Origin of the sequence: Pseudoalteromonas sp. Hal040, assembly GCF_037162425.1 — a bacterium.
In the GTDB taxonomy this organism is placed as follows: Bacteria; Pseudomonadota; Gammaproteobacteria; order Enterobacterales; family Alteromonadaceae; genus Pseudoalteromonas; species Pseudoalteromonas gelatinilytica.
Genome location: NZ_JARLUU010000002.1, coordinates 32,756 through 50,412, shown reverse-complemented (window position 1 = coordinate 50,412; position 17,657 = coordinate 32,756). Strand labels below are relative to the sequence as shown.

Sequence of the window (17,657 nt, the reverse complement as noted above, 5' to 3'; positions counted from 1 at the left end):
AAGCGATTACGCTTTTTAATACATTTAATTCTTTAAGGTGAGCAGTGAAGCAATTATTTATCCTTTTAATGTTGTTTGTTAGTGTTAAAGGTGAGTGTTTATCTGAGCCAAATACGCAAAAGCCCATTGTTGTTGCTGCAAGCTCGTCTTTACCTCCTTATGTTATAGAAGACACTAACAGTGGTATTCAACTTGAAATATTGAAAGCTGCTTTTAAATCGCAAGGCATTTCTAATATCGATATCCATTACATGTCTAATAAGCGCGCCGAACAGCAGCTTATGCAGGGCAAGGTAGATATTGCATTAAATTTTCCACCTGTACTCACGCCGCATGTTTATAAAAGTGACGAATTACTGCGCTATCAAAATGTGGCGGTTAGCCTTGCCAATAAAGAGCTGAAAATTAATAGTATTTATGATTTAGCTGGTAAAAGCGTGCTTGCCTTTCAAAATGCCACTAATTTCATCGAGGCACCTTTTAAATCGGTTACCAATATTTTGCGTTCTTACGAAGAAGTGGTAAATCAAGAAGCGCAAGTTGATCACCTTATGAAGGGCTGGGTCGATGTCATCATTTTAGAGCGTCGAGTGTTTTTATATTATTTAGAAAAATATAAACAAAGCGCTGAGGTAAAGCCTTTTATTGTGCATGCAATTTTTAAAGAAGCACCAAGACCTGCGTTTTTTTACAGTAAAACGTTAAAAAACACCTTTAATTTGGGTCTTGGTGAGATTATTGAATCAGGCGAGTACCAAGCAATTATTCGCCTTGATGGTACTGAGTACGCACAGCTTTCAAAGCCTGAGTTACGCGAATAACGCAACAGTTTGGCGGCTAAGCGCAATTAGCTTACCGTCTTCACTCCAAATGCAGCCATCTTCTAGCCCATAGCCATCCTTACTATGATGTGTTACTGCTTCGTAGCCAATCCAAGCATCATGGTTGATCGCAGGCTGTTCTACAAATTCTATGTACCATGACATACTACTTGCTGGTGCAGGTTGCTTATACATTTGCAATAAGGTTGGTGGCCATGCGTCTGTTAGGGCAATGATTTGGGCTTCACTCATTTGCTCTGGTGCATGTTTGAATTTCATCCAACCACCTAAATGTGATGTGCCAGCGCCAGAGAATGGCATATTGCCGTCTTGTAAGCATAACGCCACATGTTGAAAAAATGCCGGCATCACACCTTCTTTATAAGGTAGGATGAAACGCTCATCAACCGGTTTTAGCTGCATGGTTTTAGTGACATCTACACGTACACTTGATTGGCGCTCAGCCCCAAAGCACGCTTGGGTGATAACACAGACATCGCCATTTTGAATTACTTTAGCGAGTACCTGTGCACTGTTTTTTCCCTCACGTAAGACTTCAACGTCGATTGTAAAATCACAGTCAGCGATTAATGGCCCAACAAAGTTAGTGCTTAAAGATAATAAACGACGAGAGTTATCGATATGCTGACGAATAGCTTGATACAGTAAAGCTGCTGATAAACCACCAAAGGCAGTGCGACCCTGACACCAGTTTTCTGGAAACTGCATTACTTTAGTTTTATCTTTGCCAAGTTCAGCTGCCATGGCGAGTAATTGATCAAAATGCATAATTTTCCTTAACATTTATAATTATGTTATTTGTTATAGCATAGCCAAAGTCATCAGACCAGTTTGTTTATTCTGCAAGCAGGCTGAGAAAACAGCCGTTATTGAAGAAAAAATGCCCATTTGGAAAATATTTCAAAAAAAGTAAATTTTTTTCATTTTTACAGTTGAATTCAGTTTCCTGCACCCCTATCTACTAGTCATCGAACGTTTTAACGAATTCTGAAGTTGGAGAAGATTCATGGGTAAAATTATTGGAATCGATTTAGGTACTACTAACTCGTGTGTAGCAGTACTAGACGGTGATAAAGCACGCGTTATCGAGAACGCGGAAGGCGATCGCACAACACCATCGATCATTGCATATACGCAAGACGGTGAAACACTAGTTGGTCAACCAGCAAAACGCCAAGCGGTAACTAACCCAACTAATACATTATTTGCAATCAAGCGTCTAATTGGTCGTCGTTTTGAAGACGAAGAAGTACAACGTGATATCGGTATCATGCCTTTCAAAATTGTAAAAGCTGATAACGGTGATGCATGGGTTGAAGCACGTGGCGAAAAACGTGCGGCACCTCAAATTTCAGCAGAAGTGCTGAAAAAAATGAAGAAAACAGCAGAAGACTTCCTAGGTGAGCCTGTAACAGAAGCAGTAATCACAGTACCTGCATACTTCAATGACTCACAACGTCAAGCAACGAAAGATGCTGGCCGTATCGCTGGTCTTGAAGTTAAACGTATCATCAATGAGCCAACAGCCGCTGCACTTGCATACGGCATGGACAAAAATAAAGGTGAAAACGTTGTTGCAGTATACGACTTAGGTGGTGGTACTTTCGATATCTCTATCATCGAAATTGACGAAGTAGAAGGCGAGCACACGTTTGAAGTTCTTGCTACTAACGGTGACACTCACCTAGGTGGTGAAGATTTTGATAACCGCGTTATCAACTACTTAGTAGAAGAGTTCAAGAAAGACCAAGGTATTGATCTTAAGAACGACCCACTTGCAATGCAACGTGTTAAAGAAGCTGCTGAAAAAGCGAAGATTGAACTTTCTTCTGCACAGCAAACAGAAGTTAACTTACCGTACGTGACTGCTGACGCAACTGGTCCTAAGCACATGAACGTTAAAGTTACTCGTGCAAAACTTGAGTCACTTGTTGAAGACTTAGTCACTAAGTCAATCGAGCCACTTAAGCGTGCACTAGCTGATGCTGATTTATCAGTAAGCGACGTAAATGACATCATCCTTGTTGGTGGTCAAACACGTATGCCTTTAGTACAAAAAACAGTTGCTGAGTTCTTTGGTAAAGAGCCACGTAAAGATGTCAACCCAGATGAAGCTGTTGCAGTAGGTGCGGCGATTCAAGGTGGTGTACTAGCTGGTGACGTTAAAGACGTACTATTACTTGACGTATCTCCGTTATCACTAGGTATCGAGACTATGGGTCAAGTAATGACAGCATTAATTGAGAAGAACACGACGATTCCTACTAAGAAATCACAAGTTTTCTCAACAGCTGAAGACAATCAATCAGCGGTAACGATTCACGTACTACAAGGTGAGCGTAAGCGTGCAAGCGACAATAAATCTCTAGGTCAATTTAACCTAGAAGGTATTCGCCCAGCACAACGTGGTACACCTCAAATCGAAGTAACATTCGACGTAGATGCGGACGGTATCTTACATGTATCTGCTAAAGACAAAGATACAGGTAAAGAGCAGAAGATCACAATCCAAGCTTCTTCAGGTCTAAGTGATGAAGAAGTAGAAAAAATGGTACGTGATGCTGAAGCGCACGCTGAAGAAGATAAAAAATTCGAAGAGCTAGTAGCGACTCGTAACCAAGCTGATGCAATGGTTCATGGTACGCGTAAGCAAATCGAAGAAGCGGGTGATGCATTACCAGCAGAAGATAAAGAAGCAATCGAAGCTGCGCTTACTGAGTTAGAAGCGGCGATCAAAGGTGATAACAAAGAAGAGATTGAAGCGAAAACTCAAGCTCTTGCTGAAAAATCACAAAAGCTAATGGAAATTGCGCAAGCTAAAGCACAACAACAAGGTGGTGCGGATGCAGGTGCACAGCAATCTTCTGCAAAACAAGACGACGATGTTGTTGATGCAGAGTTCGAAGAAGTGAAAGACGACAAGTAATTGCTTGTTTCGCTTCTGCCTAACGCAATAATGGCTGCTTTGTTTAGCCAATTAAGTTAGGATGAAATGATTGAGGCGCGCCAGCGATTTCGCTTGACGCGCCTTTTGCATGTATATAAACGGTAAAGTCGTTCGACTTACCTTACGCAGTGTAACTGCAGTAAAAAGAGTAGTGTGATAGATATGTCAAAAAGCGATTATTATGAAGTTCTCGGCGTGAGCAAAGATGCCAGCGAACGAGACATAAAAAAAGCGTATAAGCGCTTAGCGATGAAATATCATCCAGACCGTACCGCAGGCGACAAAGAGCTTGAAGCTAAATTCAAGGAAGTAAAAGAAGCCTACGAAGTATTAACTGATTCACAAAAACGTCAAATGTATGATCAATACGGTCATGCAGCCTTTGAACAAGGCGGTGGTGGTCACGGCGGCGGCTTCGGCGGCGGTCATGGTGACTTTGGCGATATTTTCGGTGATGTGTTTGGAGATATCTTTGGTGGCGGTGGTCGTCGTCAATCGCGCCAACAACGTGGTTCAGACCTTCGTTACAACATGGACTTAAGCCTTGAAGAAGCGGTTCGTGGTAAAGACGTTGAAATCAAAGTACCAACGTGGGTTAGCTGTAAACCATGTGATGGTAGCGGTGCAAAAGCGGGGTCGAAACCAAAAACATGTACTACCTGTCATGGTGCGGGTCAAGTACAAATGCGCCAAGGTTTCTTCGCTGTACAACAAACATGTCCTACGTGTCAGGGCACAGGTCAAATTATTTCTGATCCATGTGATAGCTGTCACGGTCAAGGTCGCGTAGAAAAAACCAAGACCTTATCGGTTAAGATCCCTGCAGGTGTTGATACAGGTGACCGTATTCGCTTATCTGGTGAAGGTGAGGCGGGTATGCATGGTGCACCAGCTGGTGACTTATACGTTCAGGTTTCTGTTCGTGAACACCCGATTTTCCAACGTGATGGCAATAATTTGTATTGTGAAGTACCAATTAGCTTTACAACAGCTGCACTGGGTGGCGAAATTGAAGTGCCGACCCTTGATGGCCGTGCAAAACTGAAGATCCCAGCAGAAAGCCAAACGGGCAAAATGTTCCGAATGCGTGGCAAAGGCGTTAAGTCTGTACGCAGTGGCGCTCAAGGTGACTTGATCTGTAAAGTGGTTATTGAAACGCCAGTGAATTTAAATGACCGTCAACGTGAATTGCTTGAAGAGCTTGAGCAAAGCATGGGTAAAGATGGCTCAAAAAACCGTCCAAAGGAAAAAGGTTTCTTTGACGGTGTGAAAAAATTCTTCGATGACCTAACTAAGTAACTCCTAGTAAAGTAACTTCTATTTAAGTAACTTAGTTAGACAGTAAAAAGGCGCTAATAAGCGCCTTTTTTTATTGATAATTAGTTATTTTAGTGATCTAAGAATAAGTAGTTTTGCCAACTTTTCATTCTGATTAACACTTTACGCATCACTGACACATGTTCGAAATGTTCAGAATATACTGCGACTTCTGTGCTTGTTCCTTGTGGTAGATGATATTCACTCATGTCATCAGTGATTTTTAAGGTAACAATAGCGCGGCCTTGTCGTGCGAAAAACTCACTGCCCATTAGTGTGCCTTGCGCTTGTACTTGTCCTTCACCAATAGCGGGTAATACATCGATTACTTCACCTGCAAAAGTTTTACCTGGAATAGCTTTAAAGATAAAGTCTGCTTTGTAGCCTGGTTCGAGTCTTAATAATGAATTTTGTCGAAATGCAGCGACGTAGACGGTATCTTCTTTGTGTACAAAGGTCATCACCGGACGAAGTGGCATGGGTACAGCAATCATGCCTGGGCGCAATGTTAGTTGTGTAACATAGCCATCGGTAGGGGCATACACACTGGTGCTGTCTAAGTTAAACTGAGCTTGCTCTAAATTCGCGCGAGCAGCGGCAATTTTAGTTTGTTCGCCGTTAATTTCTGACTCAAATGCTAGTTTTTGGCGTAACTCTTCGGCTTGTGCCGCTTCATAACTTGCCTTTGCAGCTAAGTAGACCCCTAATTTATTATCAACTTGACCTTTTGAGTAAGCACCGCTTTTTGCGCCTTTTTCATAACGTTCGTATTCTTTCTTACTGCGGTCATGTTCTGCTTTAGCCATCAGCGCGCTGGCTTGCGCTGATTTATAGGCTGCTTCTAACCCGAGTACTGATTGTTTGGCATCTTGCAAAGCCGCAATTGCTTGATTTAGCTTTGCTCGGTATAAGGTGTCGTCTATTCGAAACAGTAAGTCACCTTTTTTAACGGGCTGATTTGGCTTTACTGCGACTTCTTCAACTGTGCCACGCACATTTGGCACTATTGGCGTCGTAACATACACACTGCTTGCCATATTTGAATGTGGGTGATTATAGTTCATTAACAGAATTAAAGCGCCTATCAGCACTACGCCACCAAGTACCGCGGTAGGTACTGTCCATTTATTAAGTGGGATTTTAAAAACTTTGAAAACACCAATGCACAATGCGGTATAAGTGAGTATTAATAACAAATCCATAGTTTATTTCTCTTTATTATTCGATTGAGCATTTACTTGTGCTTGTAGTGCTGCCACGGTGGCTGTTAGGCTTGCCACTTTTTCAGCTAAGTCTTCTTGTTCCTTTTGAATCTGGTTAAAGCCCCAGCCGCGGTCATCACGCCATAATGTGGCCCATACCCATAAGAATGGCCACAGTACATGCAAGGTAAATAAGCTAACCCAGCCGGCATAATGAATGGCATCTTGATGAGGGTGATTACGTTTTTTGGCAATTTCGTAGGGGATATCGTGAATGGCAATAACACCATAAAATATTACTACCGTCACAAACACTAGCATGACCAGCGCAAAGTAGTCTAAAAACATGTACTTTCCTTTGTTTAACTTATAATCAATTTAATAATACGTGAAATTTCCCTAATTCCTAGTCGGTATTTTCAGATTTAGTTCAGTACAACGTAGTAGTCGGTATCAGCAAGGCAACGACATAAAGTCACATCCTCTGAAAAAGTTGTGTTTTGTATTCGGCCTTTTTCTAAGCCAAGCGTATGGCATTTGCTTTGACAATCCATATAGTCATTCCATGCGAGGTATTCGTTACACACAAAATTAACTGCATACAACATCATTGTTATGATACATATTTGTTTGAGTAGATAGAGCCCAGTTCGTCTAGACATATTTATTACTCTGCCCAGTATTCATAATTTAAGTTTAGTTCAATTAGTTTAATTAAGTGTGCTTTGCTTGTGCATTTCTATTGCCTTGTGCTCCTTGTTCACGCTATGTTTTATAAAGTTACTGCTAATGAATCAGTTATGAGAAGTTTAATGACGCCAGCTATTAATTTATTAAAAAAGAAAGGCATTAGTTTCGATGTGCTCAGCTATCAGCACGATCCTTCACATCAACAGTTCGGTCTTGAAGCTGTTGAGAAATTGAACCTTCCTGCTAAACAAGTATTTAAAACCTTAGTACTTGAAGATGCTGACCACCAGCTTTTGGTTGCTATTGTGCCAGTTAGCCAGCAAGTTAATCTTAAAATGCTAGCAAAAGCGGCAAAGGTTAAAAAAGTACAGATGGCTCCACAACAAAAAGTCGAAAATACCACAGGTTATATTTTAGGGGGAGTGAGCCCGCTAGGTCAGAAAAAGCGCCTTACTACTTATGTACATCATTCTGCAGATAGCTTTGATGTTATGTATGTTTCAGCAGGTAAGCGAGGCCTTGAGATTGCAATAGCCCCTAAGGATTTATGTAGTTTATTAAATGCTAGTTTGGCAGACTTTTAACAATGTATTTTCGGTAGGTTATGCCAGCGGGTTGTGTAATGAGGCGATAAATATTCGCGTTTCATGTGCCAACGGGTTGTAGGAGTTTCGCTGGCTATGGCAAGGGTACCCACGCCATAACGAGCATTGATGCTATCAAGACACGCCATCAATTTGGGGTTATCGATAGGCGCTTGAAATAAATCAGGTTGCTGAAACATTTGGCTTGATAACTCAAGAGCACCTACACCACATTTATAAAATCGCACCCCGGGTTTATAGAGGTACTCAAATACCTCGCTGATAGCATTGGCAAACACGCAACTATCGGCGGTGGCGACACTAAACTCATAAATATAGGACTTTTTATAATAGCCATCTTGGTGAGGAGAGCTGGCCACAAACATTAATAAGCGTTGAGTGTGTGAGCCTTGCGCACGTAGTTTTCTTGCCACAATCACACAATGATTGATCAGTGCCGTTTTCAGCGCGGTGGCGTCAGTAATACGCTCTCCAAAACTACGGGTCGAAAAAATCTCTTTTTTGTCTTGGCGTACGTCATCCCAGGCTAAACAGCTTTTACCGCGTAACTCGTTCACTGTGCGCTCTAATACAATACTAAATAGGCGTTTCATTTTTCGTGGGTCTTGCTCGGCTAAATCAAAGGCTGTATTAATATTCATTGCTTTGAGTTTTTTAGCTAAGCGTCGACCAACGCCCCAAACATCTTGTACGTCCATGGCTTTTAAAATGGCTACTCGTGAAGGTTCTGAATCAATCACTGCAACGCCATCAAAGCCGGAGAGTTTTTTAGCTGCATGATTGGCGGCTTTGGCAAGGGTTGCTGTTGGGCCAAAACCCACTCCAACAGGTAGCTTTGTTTCGCGCCATACGGTACGGCGAATATCATGGCCATAACGATGCCAATCGTTAATAAGCTTGTTGAAACCTGTAAAGTTTAAAAACGACTCATCAATAGAGTATATGTGCTGATTATCGCAAAAGCGGCCAATCACGTTCATCATCCGTTCGCTTAAATCCGCATATAGCTCATAGTTAGATGAGCGGATCACCACTTGGTTATCTTCGAGTATTTTCTTTACTTGAAAATAGGGTTGAAATTTTGGAATAGCCAGCCTTCGCGCAATAGGGCACACGGCACAAATACAGCCATCGTTGTTGGTGAGAACCACAACCGGTTTACTACGAATAGCCGGATCAAATACTTTTTCGGCGCTGGCATAAAAGGCCACCGCATCGACTAAGGCGTACATGCTAATAGCTCTTTACTACTGCGATGTAAGCGAATTGAGCGAGTGACCACGCCTTCTAATTGAAATTCATCCGATTGACGTAGTTGCACTGCAGGGTATTTAGGCGAGGCTGATAATAACTGTGCGTTGTGTTTATCTAATAGTTTACAAACAAATAAACCATTTAGATTCGCGACAATGACATCGCCATTTTTAACGTCTTCGGCGCGATCAACCAGTAATAAGTCACCATCAAAAATCCCCACACCTTGCATTGATTCGCCAGAGGCAATACCAATAAAAGTTGCATCAGGGTGTTTAATTAATAGCTGATCTAATGATAAGCCGAGCTCTTTGTATTGTGCTGCCGGTGATTCAAAACCACATACGCCAGCTTCGATATAAATAGGAATAACACGCATAACAAAACCACTATACTGTACGTTTGTACAGTATAGTGGTTTGTGGTTATCTTGCCAATAAGATCACGGGGTGTTGTGATTGATATTTTCGATCATGGTTGTGGCAATAGCGATAAAATCACGTACTTGTTGATCAGTTAAACCGTGGCAAAGTTTGCCATCGACCTCTTGCTCTGCAACTTCTAAACGCGAGAACAGGGCGTTACCTTGCTCAGTAAACGACAAAATTAAACAGCGTTTGTCATTTTCGTCGGCACATTTAGAAACCAGTTCAAGCTTTATAAGCTCTTTTACTAAGCGTGCTATTTGTGCTTTATCACGACCCGTTTTGGCAACAATATCATTGGCGGTACAGTGCTGTGTTTCGGCAATAATATGTAAACAGCGTACATGCAGTGCGTTAAGACCAAGCTCGTTGGCGTTAATGGCTTCGCGTACAGTGACACGGTAACTTTGTGCCAGTGTAAATAAAGCTGAAGAAAGAGAGGTTTGTGGCATGGTTCACCTAAGTTAAGTAAGTTTGCATTAGTTGACAAAGTCAATTAAAAGCGTATAGTTGACTATATCAACTATTGGGGCGTTGTGCAATTTAACCAGCTAGGAGAACAAGATGGCTAGAAAAGTTCGTCGTGCAAACGTATTAAGTACTACACGTATTTCCCCTCATCTACAAAGAATTGTTGTTGGCTCAGACGAGTTTGCTGACTTCCCGCAAGACGCAAAAGGTGCGTACGTAAAAGTGCTACTCCCGCATGCTGGTGAATCTAAGGTTGAACTTGATTTACGCGCTGAGCACCCAGCATTAATGCGCTCTTACACTATTCGCGATATTAACCCCGTTAACGGTGCAATTACTCTCGATTTTGTGGTTAATCAACATCAAGGCGTGGCAACCAAATGGGCACAAAATGCGTGTGTAGGTGACGAGGTAGGTATTGCAGGCCCAGGCCCTAAAAAACTCACTGATTTTACGCAAACACATTATTTAATGCTGGCAGATTTAACCTCTGTAAATGCAATCAATGGCTACTTACAAGCATTACCACAAGATGCCACTGTCGATGTTATTATTCATGTTGCAGATAAAGCCGATATCATTGAGCTTGAACAAATTAAGGCACACAGCCAACATAGTGTTGAATGGTTAGTTACAGATGAGCCTGAGACAGATCTTCTCGACCAAGTAACACGCTTATGCGCAGTTTATAACACGCAACCTATGGTGTTTATGGCATTAGAAGCAAACTTGGTGAAGATAATTCGCCGTTTAATTACAAGCAGTTTTGAAATTGACCGTGAACACATTGTTGCATCGGCCTATTGGAAGCGTGGTATTGATGCCGATGGCTTAAAGGTGGAAAAACAGCAACAAAGCCGTGCCTAATTAGCATTTGAAAAATAGCCATTCGCTCTCATTAACTAATTATAAAGAGTTAAATTTTGGAGAGCGAATGTCAGACCTTACTAACACACCTTTTTCATTGCTTGAATTAAGCCCAATGAAAGAGCGCGAAACCGTTTCGCAAACACTAGCAAATAGCGTTACCTATGCGCAAACAGCCGACAAACTGGGTTTTAATCGGTTTTGGATGGCTGAGCATCACAATATGCGCGGTATTGTGTGTGCCGCAACTTCAGTATTGATAGGTCACATCGCAGGTAAAACCCAGAATATCCGCGTAGGTGCAGGTGGGGTAATGCTACCTAACCACCCACCGCTGGTGGTTGCTGAGCAATTTGGCACCCTAGAGAGTTTATACCCCGGTCGCATTGATTTAGGTTTAGGTCGAGCACCAGGTAGTGACCCAATTACCAGCCGAGCTTTGCGCCGTGACGAACAACGCGCTGAGCACTTCAATGATGAAGTTACGGAACTGCAAGCTTTACTTGGCCCATATAAAGGTGACTCTCCAGTACGCGCAATCCCGGGTGAAGACACTAATGTGCCAATCTGGTTACTGGGCTCAAGCCTTTATAGTGCTGGACTTGCTGCTAAAAAAGGTTTGCCATATGCGTTTGCGGGTCATTTTGCCCCACGCTTTGTTGAAGATGCCATCGCATTGTATCGCAGAGAATTTCAGCCATCTGAGGTATTAGATAAGCCATACGTCATGCTTGGCTTACCTGTTGTTGCCGCTGACACCGACGAACAAGCACAGTTTTTAGCAACCACAGCGAAACAACGTATCTTAGCTCTTATGCGCGGCAAGCCACTTTGGCTTAAAGAGCCAGTAGCAACAATGGAAGGCTTGTGGACAGCGCAAGAAAAAATGCAAGTAGAAAGCTTTTTAGGGCTTTCAGTTGTGGGCGGTCAAGCGAGCGTTAAGCATAAGCTGAGTATGATTAAACAAACGCTACAGGTTGATGAGTTTATTTTTACAAATGACCTGTATGAATTGAGTGACAGACAACATGCGCTGGAAATATTAGCAAGCATCATGCACTAATACGGTTTGGCAAATAGTGAATGCGTATAATGAGTTTTTATGCGCATAGCTTAAGCTCTGACACTCATTTATTAAACGGTTTTATAGATTAAATCAATTTATATAATCCGTTTTAAGGATTGAATTTAACTTTATACAATACATTTATTAACCATTACCCTAGGAAGGTGCACCGTGAAATCTCAAACAATTGCCGCAGTAGAACCACAAACAAAAACAGCATTAATCGCTGAGGGTGGTGGGCAACGAGGGATTTTTACCGCAGGTGTACTCGATGCGTGGTTAGAAAATAATTACGATCCATTCGATTTATTCATTGGCACGTCGGCAGGCTCACAAAACTTAACAAGTTATTTAGCGCGTCAAAAAGGCTATGCAAAACGTTTGATCAGAGGGCTTTCGCGGCATAAACGTTTTTTCCAACTTGGCCGCGGGCTGTTTGGTAAAAGCATTGTCGATCTTGATTGGTATTTTGATAAAACCAAAGAAGTAAATCGCGCTTTAGATTTTAAAACAGCAACACAAAGCCTTGGTAATCGCGAACTGTTGATCACAACCACTAACGCGGCTGACCGTAAGCCCTATTACTTGAGCCCAAATGGTGAAGATACGCAATGGTTGGCTCTGTTAAAAGCATCAAGCGCATTACCCTTTTTATATAAAGATGGTGTTAACTTAACTCCTTGGTTAACAACCAAGGCTGCAAACGATGCCATTATTCAAAGCTCTAATACTGATTTAGTCCATGATATGTATTTAGATGGTGGCCTAGCAGCACCTTTACCCGTGAAAGAAGCCTATAATCGTGGTGCCCGCGATATTGTGGTTATTCGTACTGTTGATGAAAACTTCCAAGTACAATCTGAATGGGTAAATAAGTTAAAGTCACTCGTTTGCGTATCTGGTTATTGCCCTAAAACCATTGATTACTTGGTTCAACACGAACAAGCTTATCAAGATGAATTAGATTTCATTGCAAACCCGCCAAGTGATGCCCGTATCACACAAATTTTTGCAGGTGATAAATTACGCAGTAAGCTGCTGGGTAGTACAGATTCAGATCTTCGCTATGATCACAAGTTAGGCTTAGCGGCAGGTCGTGCCTTTTTACAGCAACAACTGCTAAATTAGTTGGGAGTAGGCTCAGGTAATTAATCCCATTGCCTACTTGAGATATTTGTAAATGGAGTTAAAGTGGTTAGCTATTCACTTTTTGTGATTTTTTATACCAGCTCGCTTAATTAAGTATTGCCGGGGGTTGGTGTTAATCTATAAGAACAATAAAGGCTTGCCATGTTTAACAGCGCTGTATCGACAATCAATGGTCTTCTTTGGGGAGAAGGCCAAATTCTTATCTATATTCTTCTGTTTGCTGGGATCTGGTTTTCGGTAAGGTTAAAAGCGATTCAATTGGTTAAGTTTCGCCATATGTTTAGCCTATTAAAGTCGAGTAGCAGCACCGATAAAAACTCAATCAGTTCATTTCAAGCTTTATGTACAGGTCTTTCAGCGCGTGTAGGTACTGGTAACCTTGCAGGGGTTGCGGTTGCTATTTCGTTAGGGGGCAGTGGCGCAATATTTTGGATGTGGGTGATTGCCATTTTGGGCATGGCCACAGGCTTTGCTGAGAGCGTACTTGGGCAAGTCTATAAAGTCAGGGATGCCAACGGTGAATTTAGAGGCGGGCCTGCTTATTATATTCAGCAAGGCTTGGGCAGCAGAGCGCTTGCGGTGTGTTTTGCCTTTTGCTTATTCCTTGGTTATGGCTTTACGTTTAGTGCCATGCAAACGAATACCATTACCGATGCCCTCAATTACGCATTTGAAATTCCAACACTGTATTCAGGTATTGTGATCACAATACTGGCAGGCTCTATTATTTTAGGTGGCTTTAAAGCTATTGCTCGCTTTGCTGAACGCATTGTGCCAGTCATGGGCATTTTATTTGTACTCGCCGCTATCATAATTACTTTACTGAATATCGGTAAAGTGCCCGCGATGATTGAAGATATTTTACTTTCAGCCTTTGGTTTACAAGAGGCCGGCGCAGGGGCAATGGGAGCGGCAATTAAAAATGGTATTCAGCGAGGGCTATATTCGAATGAAGCCGGAGCGGGGAGTGTACCGCATGCATCAGGCTGTGCATCACCCGTACCAAATCACCCGGTCACTCAAGGCTACATTCAAATGCTAGGGGTGTTTTTCGATACCATTGTGCTATGTAGTTGTACGGCAGTGATTATCTTATTGGCTGATATTGATATTAGCGGCGAAATGGAAGGAATACGCTTAACTCAATCTGCGATGACAGCGCATATGGCTGCTGGTGGCATTTACTTTGTAGCGGCTGCAATTTGTTTATTTGCGTTTACTTCTGTGGTTGCAAACTATGCCTACGCAGAAAGTAACCTACATTTATTTAAGCTGGATAATAAACTCGGTCGTGGTATTTACACCTGTTTATATTTATCAATGATGATTTGGGGCGCATCTGCCACCATTAAACAAGTTTGGGATCTTGCAGACATTGCGTTAGGTTTAATGACAGTGGTGAACGTTATCGCTATCATACGCTTAACGCCAACCATCTTATCTGTGACAAAAGATTACCATAGTCAGCGTGAAGCAGGGCAAGAACCAAGTTTTGATTCTGAAAAAGTGCAGGTTCAAGGTCAAACAGAACAAAGGATTTGGCGCAAATAAGCTAACACAATAACGAGAAAAGTGACCATGATAGATATTTACGCAGGGCCAAGTGCTGTAAAAGTAATTCAAGAGCAAGGCCTGTCTGCCGATTTGTTTAATACCTTTTTAGGGGCAAGCGGTGGGCCCAAATGGTTTACATTATTTGGTTTAGATAAATATCTATTTGGTGAGTTTTTTAAAGACCGTACCACGCCTCTAAACTTATTAGGATCAAGTGCCGGGGCATTTAGAGCTGCCTGTTTTGCACAAAACGACCCTGTTGCTGCAATATCTCGATTAGCAAAGTCATACTCTGAAACACGTTATTCATCGAATAAAGCAAAACCAGAAGAAATAACAACAAAAGCACGAGAGTTGTTAAGCACTGTTTTTGCTGAAAATGGTATTCACGAAATCATTAACAACCCTATTTTTAAAGCCCACTTTATAGTTGCAAAATCGAATGGTTTTACAGCATCAGAAAACAAAATGATGCAGTTAATGGGGTTATCTAAAAGCTACTTAGTCAATCGAATGAATAGGCGTTTGTTAAGTAAGCAGTATGAGCGTTATGTATTTCAGCCTGCAGATAGTCAATTATCGTTTTCAGATAATAATACCTTCAATACCCACACTATTGACCTAAGCGAAGATAATTTAGCCGATGCGTTACTGGCTTCAGGGTCAATTCCATTAGTCATGCAGGGCATTAAAAATATAACAGGCACACCGCCTGGTATGTATCGTGATGGCGGTATTATCGATTACCACTTTGACCTAAGTATTCATAATGATGGGCTTATTTTATATCCGCATTTTAATAACAGCCCTAAAGCAGGTTGGTTTGATAAGAGCCTAAAGCGAGGTATTACCCCGAGTAACTATGATAACGTAGTGATGATCACTCCATCAGCTGACTTCATTGCTTCATTACCTTATGGCAAAATCCCCGATCGTAAAGACTTTACTGAACTTGATGCTGATACACGAATTAAATATTGGCAACAGGTATTCAAAGAAACCGAACGACTCGCAGAGGCATTTGATGCGGTGTGTTCTAATAAGCACACACCGAAAATAAACCTTATCAAATAGTATTGCTTTCGCTACTTAAACTGATTAATCAAGGAAGTTTGCTCTGTCACTTTACTGAGGAGCGCTTCGCAAAGTTGCTGTGATGTATGGCTAAGTTCAGTACACTCATGAGCAAAGTCTTGCGCCGAAGTTAAGTTGGTAGCAATAACCTGGCTTGCTGTGAGTTGCTCATTCATTGCATGGGCTATGATGCTATTGAGCTCGCTTAGTTTGATCGACTGGGCTTTAATATGGTCTAAACTATCGCCGCTTTGATGTGCAAGCTCAACACTTTTAGCCGACAAGTTAAGTCCATCGTTCATGGCAAGTTGTGCTTGTTTCGAGGCGTGTGTGAGCTGATTTAATACATTGTTTATTTCTTCAGTTGATTGCTGTGTACGTGATGCCAATGCACGAACTTCACCTGCAACAACAGCAAAACCACGGCCATGATCACCCGCACGGGCAGCTTCGATGGCTGCATTTAAAGCAAGTAAATTAGTTTGATCAGCAATGGCGTTTATCTCAGATAAAATTGCCACAATGTGTTGATTGCCTTCAATTAAGTTTGCCACTTGGCTACTTGCAGCTTTGAGTTTTTCATCAAGTTCACTGATTGAAGTTATCGTTTGTTTGACCGCAAGTGAGCCTTGTTCAGTTGCTTGGTTTGACTCTTCAGCAGCCTGATTTGATTGCATTGTACTTGATGAAAGCTCATTGATTGAGGCCGTCATTTGCTCTGTGGCAACAACAATTTGCGAGACTTCATCCGTTTGTTTATTTAAAAGTTCAGTCACGTTATGGCCGGACTCAGCACACTGTTGTGCGTTATGATTAACGCCCATGGTTACATCATTAACACGGCCAACGACCGCTTTTAATTTAGCTTGTTGCATCTCGAGGGCAAGATGTAAAAAGCCAGATTGATCATTGGTACCAGAATACAGATAAGCCATAAAAGGATTATCGTAGACTTGTTTTGCTTTATTTATAAGCGCTAAATATTTTTGGCGCCAAAAATACATAAGTCCATTAGCTGACGCTAAAAGTAGTACCAGTACACAATTAAAAATAGTAAATCCAGAACTAAATACGCCTGCCAGCGAAGCTAAGAAACTAATGAGTAATAGGGCATTTATGTAAAGAGTGGCATCAAACTTTGCAGCAGTGGCAAGAGATTTTTGGTTATTGTTTATTTTTGCGTATTCATCGGTTGCTCTTTGTATAACCTCATCACTTTGCTTAGTTCTTACAGATTGAAACTCAACTGTACGGCCACTGCTATCTTTGATTGGTGTTACAAAAGCATTCACCCAATAGTAGTCTCCATTCTTACAACGATTTTTAACAGGTCCCATCCAAGATTGACCGTTTTTAAGATGCTGCCATAAATCAGCGAAAGCAAGTTTTGGCATATCAGAGTGACGAACAAGGTTATGAGGTTTATCCACCATTTCGTCTAATGTGTAACCCGCTATTTTACAAAACTCATCATTGGCATAGGTAATATGGCTTTGTAAATCTGTCGTTGAAAGAAGAATGTCAGATTCAGAAAATTTAACTTCGGTATTGGTATTAATTCTATGTTTCACGTTAAAATCGCCCAAGTACAGCTTTGCATTCAGGTAGTTAAATTAGCGGACTAAATAAACAGGCTGAGAACAAAAAATGAATCAGTGCTAAATTAGCAAATAATGTTTATAAATAATTTAGCGATAAATAAGTAAAAAAGAACTAGGAAAATTCAGGTTTTATATTGCAAAAGTTAATATTATTTAACTAAAAAAGGTAGGTGCCTGAATTAAAAGTTGGCTAAAATTGTAAAATTTAGCCAACTTGATTTTTAAAAATACATTAATCACGCAAAATAAAATCACTTTGACAGGGAGCTTCACCAGGGCTGTGATCTAACTTAGTATTAGGACAATTTTTAGTAAAAAATAACGCTTCTTCCAGCGAGTTCATTTGACTACAGTATTGTCGGTTATCACACTCATACTCTGGCTTATCATAATCAGAAATTGTGATATCTCGATTATGGCTGTAATTAGATCTTACGGGATCAATAATTTTTGTTTGTAGCGTTTCAGTTGGTGAGATACCACCATAGTTCACGGCATAATAATCCCATGCGAAATAGCCTATGATGATGATTAGAAAAAACTTCCTCATAATGAGTCCTTGTTATTTTTTTAGACTAAGTGGATAGTGAACA

General features: G+C 41.3%; 18 protein-coding genes. 9 read left to right on the top strand and 9 right to left on the bottom strand.

What is annotated here, in order from left to right; translation table 11 throughout:
• The first annotated feature begins 44 nt into the window (after positions 1 to 44).
• Positions 45 to 821: a substrate-binding periplasmic protein gene (locus P4S60_RS17885; RefSeq protein ID WP_337116913.1), complete on the top strand. Its 777-nt coding sequence runs from the start codon at positions 45 to 47 to the stop codon at positions 819 to 821.
• Here the strand turns inward: P4S60_RS17885 and P4S60_RS17880 are convergent.
• Positions 810 to 1,610 carry a thioesterase family protein gene (locus P4S60_RS17880; RefSeq protein WP_337116912.1) on the bottom strand — a complete coding sequence of 267 codons (801 nt, stop codon included), beginning with the start codon at positions 1,608 to 1,610 and terminating at the stop codon, positions 810 to 812. The genes P4S60_RS17885 and P4S60_RS17880 overlap by 12 nt on opposite strands.
• A gap of 238 nt (positions 1,611 to 1,848) precedes the next feature.
• Here P4S60_RS17880 and dnaK point away from each other — a divergent pair, with 238 nt between their 5' ends.
• Together dnaK and dnaJ are read left to right on the top strand one after the other, a co-directional pair.
• Positions 1,849 to 3,768, top strand: a complete 1,920-nt coding sequence (gene dnaK, locus P4S60_RS17875) for a molecular chaperone DnaK (protein WP_063703719.1) — start codon at positions 1,849 to 1,851, stop codon at positions 3,766 to 3,768.
• Between the two features lie 183 nt (positions 3,769 to 3,951).
• Complete coding sequence (dnaJ, locus tag P4S60_RS17870; RefSeq protein WP_337116911.1) at positions 3,952 to 5,088, top strand: molecular chaperone DnaJ; 1,137 nt, start codon at positions 3,952 to 3,954, stop codon at positions 5,086 to 5,088.
• An 89-nt stretch (positions 5,089 to 5,177) separates the two neighbouring features.
• On the opposite strand, the gene P4S60_RS17865 is transcribed toward dnaJ, so the two are convergent.
• The 3 genes from P4S60_RS17865 to P4S60_RS17855 all read right to left on the bottom strand — a co-directional run bounded on the left by P4S60_RS17865 (position 5,178) and on the right by P4S60_RS17855 (position 6,919).
• Complete coding sequence (locus P4S60_RS17865; protein WP_337116910.1) at positions 5,178 to 6,308, bottom strand: HlyD family secretion protein; 1,131 nt, start codon at positions 6,306 to 6,308, stop codon at positions 5,178 to 5,180.
• 3 nt (positions 6,309 to 6,311) lie between these two features.
• On the bottom strand, positions 6,312 to 6,656 hold the full coding sequence (locus tag P4S60_RS17860; protein WP_063703726.1) for a DUF3302 domain-containing protein: 345 nt from the start codon (positions 6,654 to 6,656) through the stop codon (positions 6,312 to 6,314).
• Positions 6,657 to 6,733: 77 nt separating this feature from the next.
• Entirely contained in the window at positions 6,734 to 6,919 is a 186-nt protein-coding gene (locus tag P4S60_RS17855) for a hypothetical protein (RefSeq protein WP_337116909.1), read from the bottom strand.
• A gap of 201 nt (positions 6,920 to 7,120) precedes the next feature.
• Here P4S60_RS17855 and ybaK point away from each other — a divergent pair, with 201 nt between their 5' ends.
• The gene (gene ybaK / locus P4S60_RS17850) at positions 7,121 to 7,582 is read left to right on the top strand and encodes a Cys-tRNA(Pro) deacylase (RefSeq protein WP_337117524.1); all 462 of its coding nucleotides are present in this window, start codon (positions 7,121 to 7,123) and stop codon (positions 7,580 to 7,582) included.
• Here ybaK and P4S60_RS17845 read toward each other — a convergent pair.
• From P4S60_RS17845 to P4S60_RS17835, 3 genes are all read right to left on the bottom strand, one after another.
• On the bottom strand, positions 7,579 to 8,835 hold the full coding sequence (locus P4S60_RS17845; RefSeq protein WP_337116908.1) for a Y-family DNA polymerase: 1,257 nt from the start codon (positions 8,833 to 8,835) through the stop codon (positions 7,579 to 7,581). The two genes, ybaK and P4S60_RS17845, sit on opposite strands and share 4 nt — an antisense overlap.
• Positions 8,823 to 9,236: a LexA family protein gene (locus P4S60_RS17840; protein ID WP_054552219.1), complete on the bottom strand. Its 414-nt coding sequence runs from the start codon at positions 9,234 to 9,236 to the stop codon at positions 8,823 to 8,825. Before P4S60_RS17840 ends, P4S60_RS17845 begins: the two co-directional genes overlap by 13 nt.
• Before the next feature lie 63 nt (positions 9,237 to 9,299).
• Positions 9,300 to 9,734, bottom strand: a complete 435-nt coding sequence (locus P4S60_RS17835) for a MarR family winged helix-turn-helix transcriptional regulator (RefSeq protein ID WP_337116907.1) — start codon at positions 9,732 to 9,734, stop codon at positions 9,300 to 9,302.
• Between the two features lie 112 nt (positions 9,735 to 9,846).
• On the opposite strand from P4S60_RS17835, the gene P4S60_RS17830 reads away from it, so the two are divergent.
• The 5 genes from P4S60_RS17830 to P4S60_RS17810 all read left to right on the top strand — a co-directional run bounded on the left by P4S60_RS17830 (position 9,847) and on the right by P4S60_RS17810 (position 15,463).
• On the top strand, positions 9,847 to 10,620 hold the full coding sequence (locus P4S60_RS17830; protein WP_337116906.1) for a siderophore-interacting protein: 774 nt from the start codon (positions 9,847 to 9,849) through the stop codon (positions 10,618 to 10,620).
• Between the two features lie 67 nt (positions 10,621 to 10,687).
• The gene (locus P4S60_RS17825) at positions 10,688 to 11,683 is read left to right on the top strand and encodes an LLM class flavin-dependent oxidoreductase (protein WP_337116904.1); all 996 of its coding nucleotides are present in this window, start codon (positions 10,688 to 10,690) and stop codon (positions 11,681 to 11,683) included.
• A gap of 174 nt (positions 11,684 to 11,857) precedes the next feature.
• Positions 11,858 to 12,814 (top strand): patatin-like phospholipase family protein, encoded by a 957-nt coding sequence (locus P4S60_RS17820; protein ID WP_063703736.1) that lies wholly within the window; start codon positions 11,858 to 11,860, stop codon positions 12,812 to 12,814.
• Between the two features lie 162 nt (positions 12,815 to 12,976).
• The gene (locus tag P4S60_RS17815) at positions 12,977 to 14,386 is read left to right on the top strand and encodes an alanine/glycine:cation symporter family protein (RefSeq protein ID WP_337116903.1); all 1,410 of its coding nucleotides are present in this window, start codon (positions 12,977 to 12,979) and stop codon (positions 14,384 to 14,386) included.
• A 27-nt stretch (positions 14,387 to 14,413) separates the two neighbouring features.
• Entirely contained in the window at positions 14,414 to 15,463 is a 1,050-nt protein-coding gene (locus tag P4S60_RS17810; RefSeq protein ID WP_337116902.1) for a patatin-like phospholipase family protein, read from the top strand.
• Positions 15,464 to 15,474: 11 nt separating this feature from the next.
• On the opposite strand, the gene P4S60_RS17805 is transcribed toward P4S60_RS17810, so the two are convergent.
• Together P4S60_RS17805 and P4S60_RS21570 are read right to left on the bottom strand one after the other, a co-directional pair.
• Complete coding sequence (locus P4S60_RS17805) at positions 15,475 to 17,034, bottom strand: methyl-accepting chemotaxis protein (protein WP_337116901.1); 1,560 nt, start codon at positions 17,032 to 17,034, stop codon at positions 15,475 to 15,477.
• Positions 17,035 to 17,296: 262 nt separating this feature from the next.
• Entirely contained in the window at positions 17,297 to 17,614 is a 318-nt protein-coding gene (locus tag P4S60_RS21570; RefSeq protein WP_442961514.1) for a hypothetical protein, read from the bottom strand.
• Between the last annotated feature and the right edge of the window lie 43 nt (positions 17,615 to 17,657).

What these genes read in the sequence shown, in the direction of transcription:
- P4S60_RS17880 (WP_337116912.1), bottom strand. Translation starts at nt 1,610, where the DNA reads ATGCATTTTGATCAATTACTCGCCATGGCAGCTGAACTTGGCAAAGAT.
- dnaK (WP_063703719.1), top strand. Translation starts at nt 1,849, where the DNA reads ATGGGTAAAATTATTGGAATCGATTTAGGTACTACTAACTCGTGTGTA.
- dnaJ (WP_337116911.1), top strand. Translation starts at nt 3,952, where the DNA reads ATGTCAAAAAGCGATTATTATGAAGTTCTCGGCGTGAGCAAAGATGCC.
- P4S60_RS17865 (WP_337116910.1), bottom strand. Translation starts at nt 6,308, where the DNA reads ATGGATTTGTTATTAATACTCACTTATACCGCATTGTGCATTGGTGTT.
- P4S60_RS17860 (WP_063703726.1), bottom strand. Translation starts at nt 6,656, where the DNA reads ATGTTTTTAGACTACTTTGCGCTGGTCATGCTAGTGTTTGTGACGGTA.
- P4S60_RS17855 (WP_337116909.1), bottom strand. Translation starts at nt 6,919, where the DNA reads ATGATGTTGTATGCAGTTAATTTTGTGTGTAACGAATACCTCGCATGG.
- ybaK (WP_337117524.1), top strand. Translation starts at nt 7,121, where the DNA reads ATGACGCCAGCTATTAATTTATTAAAAAAGAAAGGCATTAGTTTCGAT.
- P4S60_RS17845 (WP_337116908.1), bottom strand. Translation starts at nt 8,835, where the DNA reads ATGTACGCCTTAGTCGATGCGGTGGCCTTTTATGCCAGCGCCGAAAAA.
- P4S60_RS17840 (WP_054552219.1), bottom strand. Translation starts at nt 9,236, where the DNA reads ATGCGTGTTATTCCTATTTATATCGAAGCTGGCGTATGTGGTTTTGAA.
- P4S60_RS17835 (WP_337116907.1), bottom strand. Translation starts at nt 9,734, where the DNA reads ATGCCACAAACCTCTCTTTCTTCAGCTTTATTTACACTGGCACAAAGT.
- P4S60_RS17830 (WP_337116906.1), top strand. Translation starts at nt 9,847, where the DNA reads ATGGCTAGAAAAGTTCGTCGTGCAAACGTATTAAGTACTACACGTATT.
- P4S60_RS17825 (WP_337116904.1), top strand. Translation starts at nt 10,688, where the DNA reads ATGTCAGACCTTACTAACACACCTTTTTCATTGCTTGAATTAAGCCCA.
- P4S60_RS17815 (WP_337116903.1), top strand. Translation starts at nt 12,977, where the DNA reads ATGTTTAACAGCGCTGTATCGACAATCAATGGTCTTCTTTGGGGAGAA.
- P4S60_RS17810 (WP_337116902.1), top strand. Translation starts at nt 14,414, where the DNA reads ATGATAGATATTTACGCAGGGCCAAGTGCTGTAAAAGTAATTCAAGAG.
- P4S60_RS21570 (WP_442961514.1), bottom strand. Translation starts at nt 17,614, where the DNA reads ATGAGGAAGTTTTTTCTAATCATCATCATAGGCTATTTCGCATGGGAT.